Annotated in this window: 10 protein-coding genes; 6 read left to right on the plus strand and 4 right to left on the minus strand. The window is 54.1% G+C overall.

Features of this window, described 5'->3' with window-relative positions:
• Positions 1-3: 3 nt before the first annotated feature.
• Together Q0778_RS05495 and Q0778_RS05500 are read right to left on the minus strand one after the other, a co-directional pair.
• Entirely contained in the window at positions 4-1,764 is a 1,761-nt protein-coding gene (locus Q0778_RS05495) for a hypothetical protein (protein WP_298303483.1), read from the minus strand.
• Between the two features lie 3 nt (positions 1,765-1,767).
• Positions 1,768-3,111 carry a hypothetical protein gene (locus Q0778_RS05500; protein WP_298334611.1) on the minus strand — a complete coding sequence of 448 codons (1,344 nt, stop codon included), beginning with the start codon at positions 3,109-3,111 and terminating at the stop codon, positions 1,768-1,770.
• Between the two features lie 138 nt (positions 3,112-3,249).
• On the opposite strand from Q0778_RS05500, the gene Q0778_RS05505 reads away from it, so the two are divergent.
• Complete coding sequence (locus Q0778_RS05505) at positions 3,250-3,396, plus strand: hypothetical protein (RefSeq protein ID WP_298334613.1); 147 nt, start codon at positions 3,250-3,252, stop codon at positions 3,394-3,396.
• Positions 3,397-3,598: 202 nt separating this feature from the next.
• Here the strand turns inward: Q0778_RS05505 and Q0778_RS05510 are convergent, their stop codons facing one another.
• Both Q0778_RS05510 and Q0778_RS05515 read right to left on the minus strand, forming a co-directional pair.
• On the minus strand, positions 3,599-4,420 hold the full coding sequence (locus tag Q0778_RS05510; RefSeq protein ID WP_298303477.1) for a hypothetical protein: 822 nt from the start codon (positions 4,418-4,420) through the stop codon (positions 3,599-3,601).
• A 106-nt stretch (positions 4,421-4,526) separates the two neighbouring features.
• Positions 4,527-5,432, minus strand: a complete 906-nt coding sequence (locus Q0778_RS05515) for a hypothetical protein (protein ID WP_298303475.1) — start codon at positions 5,430-5,432, stop codon at positions 4,527-4,529.
• A 510-nt stretch (positions 5,433-5,942) separates the two neighbouring features.
• Between Q0778_RS05515 and Q0778_RS05520 the strand changes: the two genes are divergently transcribed.
• The 5 genes from Q0778_RS05520 to Q0778_RS05540 all read left to right on the plus strand — a co-directional run bounded on the left by Q0778_RS05520 (position 5,943) and on the right by Q0778_RS05540 (position 15,252).
• Positions 5,943-6,836 (plus strand): EAL domain-containing protein, encoded by an 894-nt coding sequence (locus Q0778_RS05520; RefSeq protein WP_298303473.1) that lies wholly within the window; start codon positions 5,943-5,945, stop codon positions 6,834-6,836.
• Between the two features lie 25 nt (positions 6,837-6,861).
• On the plus strand, positions 6,862-11,277 hold the full coding sequence (locus Q0778_RS05525) for a hypothetical protein (protein WP_298334615.1): 4,416 nt from the start codon (positions 6,862-6,864) through the stop codon (positions 11,275-11,277).
• 1,116 nt (positions 11,278-12,393) lie between these two features.
• Positions 12,394-13,461: a hypothetical protein gene (locus Q0778_RS05530; protein WP_298303469.1), complete on the plus strand. Its 1,068-nt coding sequence runs from the start codon at positions 12,394-12,396 to the stop codon at positions 13,459-13,461.
• 64 nt (positions 13,462-13,525) lie between these two features.
• A complete protein-coding gene (locus tag Q0778_RS05535) occupies positions 13,526-14,542 on the plus strand; it encodes a histidine kinase (RefSeq protein ID WP_298303467.1) in 1,017 nt (338 codons plus the stop codon).
• Positions 14,536-15,252 carry a LytTR family DNA-binding domain-containing protein gene (locus tag Q0778_RS05540; protein WP_298334617.1) on the plus strand — a complete coding sequence of 239 codons (717 nt, stop codon included), beginning with the start codon at positions 14,536-14,538 and terminating at the stop codon, positions 15,250-15,252. Before Q0778_RS05535 ends, Q0778_RS05540 begins: the two co-directional genes overlap by 7 nt.
• The last annotated feature ends 28 nt before the right edge of the window (positions 15,253-15,280 follow it).

The raw sequence follows: 15,280 nt of genomic DNA on the forward strand, positions 1-15,280 counted from the left end.
GGTTTAACCAGCAGGCTGCGGCTGGAAGCTCTCTTGCACGAGTGCATCATAGAGCGCGGCAAGATCCCTGAGATGACGGTTCAGTTCCGCCATCTCGCGCCTACCTGCGGCGTAGCGATTGCAGGTGATCGTCGCGAAATCGAGGTCATCAACCTTTTCGAGGGCTTGAAGCTGCGTCTTACGAGCGCTGCGCAACCTTTCCAGATCACGGCCATTGAGATCTGAGCGAAGCAATGTTGGTCGTGACGTGACCGTTTCATTCTCAATCCATGACAACAGCCTGCTCAGGCTGATGCTATTATCACCAACGCCGCTGAATGCGATTGTCCGATCGTGGATCGAGATACCTGCCCGATCAAGCGCAGATCGGACAGAAGCGACGGCCGTACCAATGGCAGCATTCACTGCACGCGCGCGACCCAGCAGCGGTCCGAGGGATTCACCGGCAACAAGCACCGAGTAGATTGTCATCAGGTGACACATGATTGCCGCGATAGCCCTGTCATTGGCCTCGGCAGTGAGAATTCCAATATCGGGATCTCGTAACATCCGATCCCTAGCAAGGTTGATCGGGATGGCTGAGAGGATGGTTTCGATCGTATCATCCCTGCGGGCCAGAAGCTTGACGAATGGTAAGATCTCTCGGGCAGTCTTGATGCCGTAGAGTGATGACAGTGACAGCAAGTCACGATATATCTGCTCAAACAGCTCGGTCACCCATACTTCGAATGCACCCAGGTCTGCACTGGCTTCGCCAGCGACGCGATCCAGGCCCAGCTCGATTGCACGGATCAGATCGCCTGCTTCATCCTGAACCGAGTAAACATTTTCGGGCTCAAGCCGATGAAGTTGTGCCATGATCGGTGGCTTAAGAGCGGAAACTGTCTCCGCCGCAACGCCTTGAGCACCTAGGACCGACCCCGTTCCTTCAATCAGCGAACCTCTTGCGCGAAGAGGATTGAAGCGGAAGGTGTTCACTCCGCCAACCGCTTCTGAAATGATTGTGCGATCCAGGCCCTCAAGCAACTTTGTCGTCAGTTCGTCGCTGTCCATCGCCAGAGCACCGTCGCTCTTTAAGTCTGGCATCCCGAGCACCGTCAGCAGTCGCTGATCCAGCATCCGGCCAAACGCGTTGTAAGAATTGCCTCCCGCGCCGCTCGCCAAGCCATGCTGGCCGTCTTGCAAACGCGAAATGGCGTCGACGACATCATCTAGCGATTCATTGCAGGCATCATCCGAATGGGACATTGGTTCTTCTCCTGTCTTTAGGCGAGCATTCGGATTGTCACGCTCAGGCTCGCGGGAAGTCTTGAAAGGCTGTGTTTGGTCTCCGCTGTCGAGGTAGACCAAGATTAGTTTGCGCGCTTCGGACAGCCGATTGTCCAGCTGAGTGTGGTACCTTTTAACCTGCGCGCACTGGCGAGCATTGAGCTTTGTCTCGCCTTGAAACGCATCGCTCAATTCGCGCTGGTGATAGCCATCCTTGACATAGAATTTTTGGAGCTCTGCGAAGATGTCGCGGGTTTGTTCAACCTGTTGCTTGGTTAGCTCGTCCATCCCCGTAAGAGCATCGAGATGTTCACATGCAATTTGCAGCGCGTCAGCCTCACGTTGAAGGTAGGCTGCGACGCGATCTATTTTGCCGCCTTTGGCAACTTCTTCCTGCTCTTGAAGGATACGACTATGATAGGTCGCATATTGCTTGAGCGGGAACCGAACGTTTTCGATCACCTTCAGGACGTCGTCTTGGTTAGTGCCTGTCATTGATCAATTCCCCGTAAGTGCCGTGTAGAAGTTCTCAGCGATGACCTTGGGTTTCGCCAATTGTCGATCGAGAGCTTCGCGGGCAGCGCAAATGAAAAACCGTGATGGAGCGATTCCGGGGTTAGTCCCGTCAGCAAGCCGCTCTGCTGCTTCCCGCACTGTTGCCATGTCCTGTTTGCGGAACCTGACGACTTGCGACAGAGATTTGCCGCCATAGGCGCGCATGGGCTTGAAGCATAAGACGTCACACACCGCCGCCGCCGAGCGCGCAAAGCCATTTCGCAAGGAACCGGGCAGCTTCTGTTCGATTGAGCGCGGGTAGATTTTGCGCCATCCTTGGTCGTACTGGCGCGCGCGATCCTCAAACCCGATCCGACGTAAAAGTGCAGTAGAGATGAATGGGCGGACGTAGGATGTTGGATGAACCGAGTTCGGGTTGAAGTTCGCCACTCTTGAGGGCGATTTGCCCACCACATCCAATAGGCTCTCTAAATAATATGGACCAAGCAGGAGAACTCCAATCAAGTCAGCGTAGATTTCCTTATGCCATCGAGCCCAGATTGCCTGCGTCGACTCAGGCAACCCTTCGCGCTTCAAACGCTGTCGAATGAGGACCGGTGTTGTCTGCCAAAGTTTCAAGTCTGCATGGAGGTTATGTCCAATCTCATGCGGCACGGCGCCTAGAGACCAGGGGCTCGTAATTCGGTGAAACGGCAGGCGGACCAATGGGAACGGATTGGCGCTTCTGGCCAGTTTCGGGACAGTGACTCCGCGCCGATAGGTGGCTGGCCCTGATGCAGGCTCCATAAAACTCATCGGCGGCGGAGTGGGAAGCGATTGCGCGCGCCCCAAGCCCATGAAGCAGGTCTGATAACAATCAAGCGCAATACGATCCATCGCGGCGAGCTCGTTCGCCATGGGGCCCAGCCGCTGCGCGAACAATTCGTCATAGAAATGCCAGACCTGCTCAGTCTTGCGCGTGCCGCTCACTGCACCGTCCTTGAGGCGCGCAAACCGGCTGAACGCTTCGGTCGTCCCTTGGCGTTCGGCAGCAGCAGCAGCCCGGCGCAGGCTGGCGACACGCTGCATCTGGCGATTGCGGACCTTAAGCAGTAATTTGTTGGCGGCACGCACATTCGCCTCACGTGGGCGGGCAATGCCCTCGCCGTAATTCTCGCGCTTGAAAGGTGTGAGCCGGTCCAGGTGGCGCGCCGCGTTGACCAATTGCGCACGAACCCATCGGCGAGCGATTAGATCGCCGCTCAAAACGACCTTCCCTTTACGCTTCGCGCCACGGAAGCTCTGGCGCGCGACCTCGCGTTTGCGGCGATTGTTGACGTTGATCACCACTCGATCTTGCGGCCAGGAATAGTATGGAGGCAGACTAAAAATCCGACCGTACCGAATTCTCCAACGCCGTCTTCGACGATTGCGAATTGGGATCCGTAACGCGTTTCTTCTGCGCCTCAGCAGGGCCAAACGCCGATGGCGAGCCTGCCTGATCCGCTGCTGCCTGATCCGCTGCTGCCTGATCCGCTGGCGCCGGATCTGGTTGCGGCGGATCTGGTTGCGGCGGCGCAAAGTAGCGTGCCTTGGCCTGCGAGAGATCAATGCCACTCGCCTTCGGTTTGAACTGATCGGAGCACGCACACGGCGACTAGAGCCGCGTAGCCTCCGGTTGATGGTGTTTTGAGCATTGGATCTCACCATCCTCTGGGCAATGCGTCGCCGCGTCGATGCCTTTGCGGAGACTGGCATCGCCCTTTTTACACGGCGCATTGGTCTTCTGGCGGTGACTATGCGAGCCATGGCGAAATCCCCTCGTCCCAGCGTTTCAGTAGTAGGGCCGACGAAGCGATGGGCTCCGACGAGAGGGATAGCCGCGACGATGCACCATCACGCTGCGGCCAGTGCTTGGACGGCGGCTCTGATACCGGCGAGCCCGCAGACGTGCACGTTGCAAAGCCCTGGCCCGCAATTGCTGGGACCTCACGACTGTTTGCAGAGTCTTTCTGAAAATCTGCAGCGCAAGTTGCGGGGAAACCCGCCGGCGGCCCACTGCCATTCGCGTCAGCACAACTGCTGTGCGCCGCAAAGCCAGCGGAGCAACGCGCGCGAATGTTCGAAGGCGCGGATTGCGGCGCGCTCCGGCGATCAACCGCCGCATTTCGCGATGAAGCAGGGCGAGGATCGGTCGCAGTTGTGGCGAAGTACGCATCGGGCCGAAACTGCGAGAAATGAGCTCGTCGGCGGCCAGCATGCTATCAATGCCATCGCCATCGATTGCGTCCTCGGCGGTAGCTTCCATTGAATCAATGGCATCGCTTTCATATTCCGGCTCGAAGGGATCAGTATCCATTCCGTCTTTGAGCCAACTGCTACCAGCAATCCCTTTCAGAGCGCCGAACACGCCGCGGATCGCAGCGTCCGCGCCTTTGTTCCGCCCACGCCAGGACTTGGTCAGCGGGCTGCCATAAATCGTTTGGCCCACGCTCACAATAGGAGATGCCCATTCGCGCCAGTTGAATTCATCCAACTCGTCGAGGCCATCTGCAAAGTCGTCTTCGTCGTCCCAGCTGTCCTCGAAACCCTCTTCGAGGTCAAAATCGTCATCGGTGTCGAAGCTTTCGGCTTCCAGAGTATCGAACGCGTCCACGGTCTTTCTCCTGGATTGGTATTGCTGTCATCTGGTGGAATTGGGGCGAAGAGGACCAGCAGGTCAGGGGTAGGCAAATCCCCTTCGCCAAGAGAATGCGGTCCTATCAGGCGTAGCGTTCCGCCCGCATGACTGCTTTCTTGTCGAGCGAACGACGCTTGGTCTCGTTCTTGGCCAAAGCCTTGGCGATCTGCTTGCTCGAATTGAGCACCTTCGCGGTGTGCTTCGCCATAACGCGCTTCGCTGTACCGGCATCGACCGGCTTGCCTTTGGCAGCTTTTTTGGTGAGCGTAGCGATTGTCCTCTTCTGGATCGTTGGAAGAGTTTTGGTCAGCACCTTGCTCTTGCCCGATTTGCCCATGACCCGTGCGACATTCCCGGAGGCCGCGCTCACAACTGGAACGACGGCTTTCACCTTGGCGGGGGCCTTGGAAGCAAGGGTCGCTGCGGAGGCTGCCGCGAGCGCTCCAGCTTCCGCAGACTTCTTTGACTTGGACGCGACGTGGGCCATCATTTCCGCAGCCTCTTCGTCAACGGAGTCGACATTGTAGAAGCCTTCTGCATCCATTTCATCGATGGTGTCCTCACCATCCATGCCGTCATATCCGTCTTCAAGACTGGCGGCAAAGCTGCCCAGTTTTCCGCCGATTGCGGCTCCAGCCGGACCTCCCAAGGCCATTCCGATCGCGCGGCCAGCCCACGGGGCTAGTTTTTTGGCAATCGGCGCGACCTTTTTTGCCACTTTCTTGATGCCGCGCCATGCCTTCTTGAGGAAACCAAACTCATCGATCCCGTCAAACATATCGGCATCGATGTCGTCCCCAAAACTGTCAAAGTCATCGTAGTCATCAAGACCATCAAAGCCTTCAAGCTCGTCAAAACCCGCAGCATCATAATCGTCGAATTCGTCAAACTCGTCGCCTTGAGACAGGCTATCGAACTCCTCGTCATATCCTAGCCCATCCATCGCCTCTTCTCGCTCGAGAAGGTCTAAATCGTCTATGCTGCTCATCTCGGTTTCTCCCTCAAGGGTTCGATAGTCAGCCAGACTCGGCTGTCCTTCTCTTTGAGGATCTCAAAATGTGAAGTGCACCGATAGTCGCCTGCACGCAGTGGTCCGCTTAGGCTCCCTCGAACGGGTTACCCCACACACGCTATGTCATTGAATCTGAAAGATCCGTTCAACTAAGGTTGCGGCGTCAACTCTGCATGTTTCGTACATCCAAAAGTCAGAGCATTTGACTGACCAAACAATTGAGCTGCCAGCCCCTATGGCGAGCAAGAAATAGGAACGGAGGATATGAAATACGCGACTTTCTCTTCGCTTGGAGCGCAATTTTCGACCACTCCGCGATCGCCGTTCATTTTTGCGCTTGAGTGAACATCGCGGATCATTGCAGCCGAGAATGTCCAGTGAATCAGCACTCCGACTGAATATGAAAGAGATGCGGCGATTCTGAAAATTTCGATTACCTAGCAGTTAAATGTCCACGCCTAACTCCGAAGTCGAAGGAGTTGGCAAATGAAATCGAGTTCTCTTTACCAAGAAGCGCAGGACTGGCGCACAGAAGACCAGACCAATATTCATCACCTGAACGTTGGATCGTTCGTTGAATTTCCCGAAGTCGGACCGCAAGAAGCGAGCGGAAGAACCGATGAAGATATCGTGTTGTCGATCATCAAATCTGGTCGCGTTTCACTCTCATTTCAGCCAATCTTCAAACTCACTAATGGCCGATTAGACGTCTCAAAATTTGAGTCATTCACCGTTTGGGCCGGAGAGAGCGGCCGCTTTGTCCGACCTGAGGCAGCACAGGCAATCGCTGATCGTCACGGGCTTACCGGACAACTGCTCGAAGATGTGCTGGTCAAGACCTTCCAACGCTGCGCTGATCTGCCAAACCACATCCGGGTTACCATCAACCTCACGCAGGATCAGTTGCTGCACCACACATTGGTCTCTCAGCTGGTCAAATCGTCAAATCTGACGGGCTTCGACATCGGAAGGGTGATCTTCGAGGTATCCGAGAAGATGACTGTCTCCGCAATTCCCAAAATGCGCGCGCGTTTGAAGGAATTGAAGATGCTGGGCGCTTCCATTGCCCTTGATGACTTTGGAATTTGCGCCGCTGGGATGTCCATTCTCGGTGATCTTCCACTCGACATCATTAAGTTCGACAAATCCCTACTACACGGAGCAAGGAACAATAAAGAGCAATTGCGATTGCTGAATGGACTCGCAACTTTATTTAATCAAAGATTTGAAACAGTTGTATTTGAAGGTGTTGAAACAAAAAAAGACTTCTCCTCAATAAATAAAAACCCCAGCGTTCAATACCAGGGTTTTTATTTTGGAAAGATCCTAAGGCTCCAAAATCTTCGCGACTATGTTTTTCGGCGTGATTGGTCCCTCTAAGAGTTTAATCGAAAGGTACATAAGAATGGACTCCTCATCCAAACAGGTTGGCATGTTGTCATTCCGTTTCCCCGTAATCCGCAATTCCAGGCTCCTTAACTCAAGCGCGGTGATTGCAGTCGCTGCAGCCCTTGCTCCGCTACCGGCGCACGGTCAGGTCACTCAGGGCACTTTCAACAACGCAACCGGCAGCGGTTCTGTAGCGGTCGGCAACAACAACGATTCAAATGGTACAGGCTCTGTTGCGCAGGGCGATAACAACGATGCTGATGGGAGTGGGTCGGTCGCACAAGGTTCTGGCAACACAGCTTCGCAAGATGGAACCGTTGCAGTTGGTCGTGACAATGAAGCTGAAGTTGCTGGGAACGTCGCGCTGGGCATTCGCAATAGTGCGATTGGTCTAGACGCTAGCGGGACGCAGCGTGGAACGATCGCAATCGGCTTTGAGAATGGAGCCATCGGCGAAGGCAACCTTGCAATGGGTTTTCGTAATACGGCCTCGGGTCGTGGAACCGTGAGTCTTGGCGAGGGAAACGTGGCCAACGGCAATGGGTCTGTTGCACAGGGCGGTGGTAACATCGTTACAGGCGATGGCGCAGTTGCGGTCGGGATTGACAATACAGCTTCTGGAGGCGGCGTGGCTGCGGTGGGTCAAGGTCTTGAGGCCACAGGAAATGGCACCGTCGCGTTGGGCCAAGATAGCAATGCGATTGGTGATGGCGCCATCGTCCAGGGTTTCTCCAACGTGGCAGAAGGGGAAGGTGCCATTGCTGCAGGTTATTTCAATGACGCTATAGGAGATGCTGCTCTCGCCATAGGTCGAGAGAATTTCACGGAGGGATTGGCGGCGATTACCATAGGTAACCAGAGCACCGCGACTGCCGATACAGCGATTGCCATCGGCTCGCAGGTGATCGCTGCGCAGCAAGGCGCTATTGGGATCGGAGCAAGCAGCAATGCCAGCGGAATATCGGGTGTAGCCATTGGTGAGGCCTCGAGGTCGAGCGAATTTCGATCACTCGCCATTGGCGTGGAGGCCAACAGCAGTGGGCGTAATGCAACAGCCCTCGGACCAGAGAGCCTTGCTTCTGGCCGAGATACCATCGCCATTGGTTTCGGTTCGGAAGCGACCTCGGTTTTAGATTCAGCATTTGGCGCTGGATCCACCGCTTCGGGCGGTGTATCGATCGCCGTTGGAGTTAATGCCGATGCGACCGGACTACAGTCAGCAGCTTTCGGCACGAGCGCTAAAGCAACTGGAGACACTTCTCTCGCGGTTGGCAATACGTCTGAAGCAAGCAACACTCGAACAGTGGCTGTCGGCCGGTTGGCGATAGCGACTGGTGTTGAAGCGTTGGCGCTCGGCGCGCTAAGCAACTCGACTGCCAACCGAAGTGTCTCCGTGGGCACTGGGAGCTTTGCGACCGCTGACTCCTCTGTCGCATTAGGCCCGTCGTCGAGAGTCTCCGGTGATTTCGGACTGGCTGCTGGTTTGCGTGCGGAAGCTAGAGGGGAGAATAGCACTGTGGTTGGTTCCGATGCCTTTGCATCGGGTGCCCAGGCTTCAGCGTTTGGATTTGATGCGAGTGCGCTGAATACCAGTGCTCTGGCATTGGGCGCAGGAGCCACAGCTTCAAGTGTCGGTAGTATCGCCATAGGTAGTTCGGCCGACGCGATCGAAACAGGGTCAATCGCGATAGGTGATCGTGCATCTTCAACTGGTGCTGGTGATGGCATCGCCATCGGAAGTTTCGCAGCAACAACCGCTGCGAATACGATCGCGATCGGTAGGAACACGCTCGCGTCAGTCGCGCGCAGTGTGGCCATCGGGCAGGATGCGACAGCAACAGAGTTTGGTGCGCTTGCACTTGGCACGCGAGCGTCGGCCTCAAGTCGAAACGACGTGGCACTTGGCGCAGACTCAATTGCCGAGGCGGCCAGCACCGGCGCACGTTCGATCAATGGAGGCAACATTGCGGGCGAAACGGCAGATGCGGTGCTGTCGGTCGGCTCCAACGCATTGAAGCGACAGATTTCCAACGTCGCAGCCGGCGAGGTCACGGAAAGTTCAACCGACGCAGTGAACGGCAGCCAATTGTTTGCCGTGGGCACTGCGCTGAACATAGCTGAAAGCGACATTGCTTTCCTCCTTGGTGTAAACAACACTGTAACCGGCCAGGGCGCGCTGTCGCGCGGCCAGGATAGCGATGCGAATGGCCAGGGCGCTGTCGCATTGGGCAACGAAACGCAAGCAATCGGCGAAGGTGCGGTCGCTCTGGGCGATGGATCTGGGGCCGTCGGCACAGGGACGATCGGCATCGGCAATTCCGCTCGCGGTATTACTGCCGGTTCAATTGCGTTGGGCGAAAACAGCCTTGCCAATGGGGTCCTCTCCTCCATCGCGATCGGATCTGGTGCATCTGGGTCCGGCTCGGCAAGCGTTGCGATCGGCAGAGACGTATCAGCTTTTGGAAGCTCAAGCACGGCGCTGGGCTCCGAAGCAGTATCAGGCGGCCTCGGTAGTGCTGCGGTCGGCTTTAATGCCAATGCTACCAACACCGAAAGCGCAGCATTTGGTGCCAATAGTGATGCTAGCGGGGGCGGTTCCTTGGCTCTCGGGTCTAGCGCTAGGGCTTCTGGGACGCAATCAATCGCCGCTGGGCGAGCGGCGCGTGCGACCGGTGTGGCCGCCGTCGCTCTTGGTCGAAATTCCGTGTCGTCCAACACTGAGACGGTCGCTGTCGGCCCAACCGCTATTGCAAGTGGCTTCGCCGCAGTCTCAATGGGGTCATTGAGTAACGCTACGGAAAATCGGGCGATTGCTGTCGGTCGTGAAAGCCGCGCCACAGCCGAACGAGCGATCGCAATCGGCAACCTGGCCCTTGGCGCGGGACTCGGCAGTGTCGCCATCGGCGTGTCCAGTGCCGCAAATGGTGTAGACAGTATTGCGCTTGGCGCGCGAGCTTCGGTCACAAGTCAGAACGACGTAGCGATCGGCGCAGATTCGATTGCCGAGGCGGCAAGCACTGGTCCACGTTCGATCAATGGAGGCAACATTGCCGGCGCAACGGCAGATGCGGTATTCTCGGTTGGTTCCGGTACATTCAAACGACAGATTGCCAACGTCGCGGCGGGAGAAGTGAGCGAGACTTCGACCGACGCAATCAACGGCAGTCAACTCTTTGCGATTGGCACCGCTGTAAACACCATTCAAGGCGATGTTGGAACGCTCCAAACAGACTTCGTCAATCTGGAGGGAGATGTCTCGGCACTGCGAGGGGACGTGACCTCTATACAGGGCGATATCACATCGATTGAGGGGAATGTCACCGCGCTTCAAACCGATGTTGACGGCCTCAGGAGTGCGGACTCAGCTCTCGCAGCGCGAACCACCACGCTCGAAGGCGATGTTACGGGGCTCCAGGGTGACCTTGGCGTGGCCCAGGGTAACATCGCGACACTTCAGGGCGATGTGACGTCACTACAAGGCAATATCACCTCAATTGAAGGCGATATCTCCACGCTCCAGACGGACGTTGGCGATCTCAGGAACGCGGACGCAATGCTTGCGGCGCGGACCACAACTTTGGAAAGCGACGTCGTTGATCTTCAGAATGTGGATTCTGCCTTGATGAGCCGCACATCAGCGCTCGAAGGGGATGTTTCGACACTCGAAAGCGAAGTGAGCACGATACAAACTGATTTTACGGCATTGCAAGATGATGTGGTCACCGCGAACACAAGTATCGCGGCGCTGACCAACGGCACTGCCGGTCTTGTGCAACAGGATGGTGGTTCGCCGGGGACTGGCGATATTTCGGTTGGCCGAGAAACAGGCGGAACTGTTGTAAGCTTGGCCGGCACCGATGGAGATCGCGTGCTTAGCGGTGTTGCGGATGGCGCAATTGCGGCTGATTCCAGCGAAGCTGTCAACGGTAGCCAGCTATTTGCAATCCAACAACAATCGATCAATTCAATCACCTACGATGAACCTGCCGGCCCAGACGAGCCCCCCACCTCGGTGACACTAGGGGGTGTCGGCAGCTCCACTCCGGTCCGGGTGCGCAACGTTGCTTCCGGCATAAGCGCAAGCGATGCTGTCAACGTTGCTCAATTACAGCAATCCATGTCCAGCACTCTGACGTCAGCCAATCAATATACTGATCTGCGGTTTCAGGAATTGGCGTTCAACCTCAAAAGCATTGAGGATCGTGCAAATGCTGGGATCGCTTCTGCCTTGGCATTGCAATCGCCAGCCCTCATCAAGCCTGGTGCCGTTACCGGCAGAGTTGGGGTCGGTACATATCGTGGGCAAGTTTCGTTTGGTCTCAGCTTACGCGCAACCGACGATGACAATCAGTGGAGTTTCAGTGGCGGTATTTCGGGCGGACCGAATAGCGGTGTAGCCGCGTCGGTCGGTCTCGATTTTCTTCTGGAATAACGGTCTTGGTTCCAAACCCGTGCCGTCATTAGCTGAGGCTAACTGTAGGCCGGGGCGCCCCCTAGAGGCGCCCCGGCCGCTTTTTTGTTAGGCGTCTGCGAAAAATCCGAACGGAACGATGTCATGACATCTGAAACGATCGGGCGGGAAAGCTAGCGACCATTTTTGAGCCAAAGAAGCGTTATGGATCTTCGAAGTGGATCGGAAACCTCTTCATGAGACCATCGAATAATTTCAAATTTCTCGAGGAGAGCTTTGAATAATCGAGCAAGGCACTGAAAGTGTTATACTATCTATTGATTTTATAATTTTGCAAGGCAAGGTTTGTACGCAAGGCACAAATAAATTGCGCCTTGCGAATTATAAATCATTTTTACAGCAGGAACTGTAAAAGCAAAGATCCAACACTTTCCATCATTTCATCTAATTGCAATAAGATGTCGTTAAACATAAAACTCTCCTCATGTTTACCACGAAACGTGATGACATCAATCTAAATGCACTCGAATATTTTGTAAAGAATTTTTATTTTGAATGTTTTAACAACACGATTATCATGTTCTGACCAAATTAATTCATGCGCCCGAAATGATTTCTCAAGTCTCATAATTATCCGCAAAATCAGCGATCTGCCGTTAGACGGGTATCCCTAAGAGCTACATAAAAATCAAAGGTCGAGTAGCGATGTCGCTTACGACAAATCATGTGCGCGCTCGATGCGTGCTTGATATCATGACTTGTGCTTTTGAATTGCCGCTTTCGCTTCAGCTGCATGGTTTACATTCTGCTAGAATTGAGAAGTCGCACATTTCACGTGTTCCGCCGGGAATTAAAGGCCAATCACTTATAATGACTGCGTCAATCAGGCAGAAAACACGCAGTTGGCGAGTCCAAGCTATTCATAAGCAAAATGCCAACAAAAATTCTCTTACAGAATTCTACCAATTTCTTTCAAAATGCACGAAGCGCGCACCGATTATTTCGACTAATATATTGATAAAATGGATGAATGATCACATCAGGAGTTAAAGTGGGGATTGCAAGTGTTGAAAAAAATTCAAAAATTTGCGAGTTATGTGAATCTACTTAGCCATGAAGTAGGTTCTGGCGATAGCAATGGACCAATCCAAAGGGTTGCAACAGGCCACATTAAAAGTGAGCTTCAGCTACGTAGGGAAAGGTAATTCAGTGCAAACAACAGCTGTGAGTCAATCTTCAATTCCAGATGATAACAAAACACAAGGCATTCCTCGCTGGTTTGGCTACGCTTTTTTCTTCACACCTCTTACCATTTTGCTTATTTTATTTGGATGGGATGCTCTTGATAAAGGGTATGGTCTATCTTACCCGTTTGAAGCGATCCTCGGCGTTACTCTCACCGCTCTACTCACAATCAAAGCAGCTGATAAATTCAATCGAGCGTGGCAGCGCGTCGTGGCTATGTTCGTTATCACGATACTGGTCACCACTGTCTCAACACTCGCAACGATAGCGACTGGTGTGTCGCCAGTAATTCTAGAGCAATTAGTAAGCACATCGTTGGTGGTTATTCTAACGAACGTAATTCGATTGGCATATCTTGCAATCGTAGCTAAAACTTGGGCTGACCAGGCTCGGATTGAGCAAATGGCAGTTGCAGAACGCACAATGGGTTCAAGGCTCGCTCCGACCAGCATCCTCGAGATGCTAAGTGTCATCCACACCAAGGCCACAGCTGATCCTGATACCTCGCCTGAGCTTGTCTTGTCCCTGTCGATCATGGTGAAACATCTTACGGATGCGGCTGATCGGGATTTTTGCGACGCACGAGCAGAACTTGATGCGATTGCAAGGTATAGCACATTGCTGTCTGGGGAAGAGGCCGGTGGTTTTGCGATTGAATGCAATTTCCCAGACAAACCTGACATCCAGGTCCCGCATCTCGTTTGCATGAACTTGTTTCACTACTGCATTGCAGCATGCAAGGAAGATCGGCTCAGCCGCGCGTTAACCTTAAGCTTTGAAGAAAGCCCCGAAGGGTTCAGGTTTTCAATAACCTTGCCGAAAGGATTCGACCACGGAGCGCTCGAGCAAAAAACACTTGCCTTGTCGGAAAGGCTATCATCGCTTTACCCAGAAAGTCACGAGTTCAGTTATCATCCCTCACCTAGCGGTAGCACCTTGATTATTATTGAAACATGGTAGGGGAGTCTGCCGCGATGTGGCCATGGTTCGAAATTCCTTGTTCTCTTGTTGGCGGTCGCGCCTGATGGAAGGGATTACGCATTGGATGACCGGAAAGGGGCTGCGCTTCAATCGGTTGGGAGTTACCTTCTATCTCGGCACCTTTGTTATTTGTTGCGCTTTTTACTTGCTTTTGATTCAAGCCTACCAGCCACAAACCACGGAACTTGATCGGAGCGACGTTTTCTGGAATGCAGTTCGCCACCTAACTACCGGTCTCGTGATCGGTGCGCTGGCGATATGGGTGACCATTAGACCCTCGGCATGGCGTCTGACTTTGGTGCGAGTTGCCGGAATCTACGCAGCCACCTGTCTTTGCCTTTATCTGCCTTCAGTTGTGACAGGCCGGGCAACTGACTTTGCCAAGGACATGATCACGGCGCTGATCATCATCGGGGTGATCTACGCATCGCGAGCCGCATACACCTTTGTGAAAATGAAAGAGCTCGCGCGTCAAGCGCGCAAGGACAAGGAAGAGGTTGAACAACAAGCACTTAATCGGCGGCTAAGTCCGCATGTATTGTATAATACACTAAACGCAATCTATGCCGAAAGCCTAACTGATCCCGAGGCAACACCCGAATTGATCCTGGCACTATCGACCATGCTCCGGCACATTACGGATACATCTGAAGGCGATTTTACCAATGCGTCTGATGAGTTGAATTTCATCCGGAACCTATGCCTCATAACCAGAAAGCGCGGCGACGAACGGGTCCGTATTGAGTTGGATTTTCCCGATGAAACCGACATCCAGATCCCCAGGCTGTTGTGCTCTACATTGGTCGAGAACGCCATCTCACATGGACGAGACAGAAACGGAGAATTGGACGTGTTGGCGTATTTCTCAGAGACTGAGGATGGCTTCGTTTTTGTCGTAACGAACGAGTGTGGCGCCGATCAGATTTCTGAATTGGATGGACTCGGGTCTGGAATTGAATCCATTTCGAAACGGCTGAAGTATCTGCACCCGGACCGACACCGTTTTGTTTGCAAAACGCTCGGCCACGGTCGCTTTCATGCCGAGATCGAAACATGGTAAGCCCCTTCACATTCATAATTGTCGACGACGAACCGCCAGCGTTGAGCGTTATCAAGTCCCTTATGCAGTCTCATCCGCAATTCCAGATGCTTGCAGCCTTTACTGATCCCGAAGAGGCCCTCGCATCAATTCGCGACGCTCGACCCGACTTGCTGTTGCTCGACGTGGAGATGCCCAAGATGACTGGATTGGCTATGTTGGAACGCGTCCGCGAGGAAGAGATTTCTCCCCCTGTTACGGCTTTCATAACTGGGAAGGCGGAATATGCGATCGAAGCGTTCCGGCTCGGCGTGCGAGACTATGTTCTGAAGCCAGTAGCGCCAGACCGTCTGGCACTCACTCTGGAGAATCTCACTCCCTTGCTAGAAGCAGCGCGCAGCGAAGCCGAACTTCCAGCGGTGCTTAGCTTTAAGGACGGAACCGGCCACCGGCTGATCAGTCCTCAGGACATTTTCTGGATCGAGGCTGGCGGGAATTTCTCAGAACTGGTGATGGAAGATGGCAGTAGGACATTGGTTTCCGAAAGTCTGCGCGAACTGGCGCAGAGGCTGGCGGGGTTCGGGTTCGTGAGAATCCACAAATCCATCATCGTTAATAGGATCCAAGTCCGCGAGACTTCGCCGTCAAGAGTTATCCTTTCGAACGGCGAAGTCTGCGCGGTTGGTCGTACGTTCCGAGAGAGTCTGTTATCGTTTATTGACCCGAAGTAGCTCGACATCTCTTTTATCGGAACGCACT

This window comes from uncultured Erythrobacter sp., from assembly GCF_947502395.1.
GTDB lineage: Bacteria > Pseudomonadota > Alphaproteobacteria > Sphingomonadales > Sphingomonadaceae > Erythrobacter.

Bases quoted from the DNA above. Each gene is read 5' to 3' on its own strand.
- Q0778_RS05515 (WP_298303475.1), bottom strand. From the start codon at position 5,432: ATGAGCAGCATAGACGATTTAGACCTTCTCGAGCGAGAAGAGGCGATG.
- Q0778_RS05495 (WP_298303483.1), bottom strand. From the start codon at position 1,764: ATGACAGGCACTAACCAAGACGACGTCCTGAAGGTGATCGAAAACGTT.
- Q0778_RS05530 (WP_298303469.1), top strand. From the start codon at position 12,394: ATGGACCAATCCAAAGGGTTGCAACAGGCCACATTAAAAGTGAGCTTC.
- Q0778_RS05505 (WP_298334613.1), top strand. From the start codon at position 3,250: ATGGCGAGCCTGCCTGATCCGCTGCTGCCTGATCCGCTGCTGCCTGAT.
- Q0778_RS05535 (WP_298303467.1), top strand. From the start codon at position 13,526: ATGGAAGGGATTACGCATTGGATGACCGGAAAGGGGCTGCGCTTCAAT.
- Q0778_RS05520 (WP_298303473.1), top strand. From the start codon at position 5,943: ATGAAATCGAGTTCTCTTTACCAAGAAGCGCAGGACTGGCGCACAGAA.
- Q0778_RS05540 (WP_298334617.1), top strand. From the start codon at position 14,536: ATGGTAAGCCCCTTCACATTCATAATTGTCGACGACGAACCGCCAGCG.
- Q0778_RS05525 (WP_298334615.1), top strand. From the start codon at position 6,862: ATGGACTCCTCATCCAAACAGGTTGGCATGTTGTCATTCCGTTTCCCC.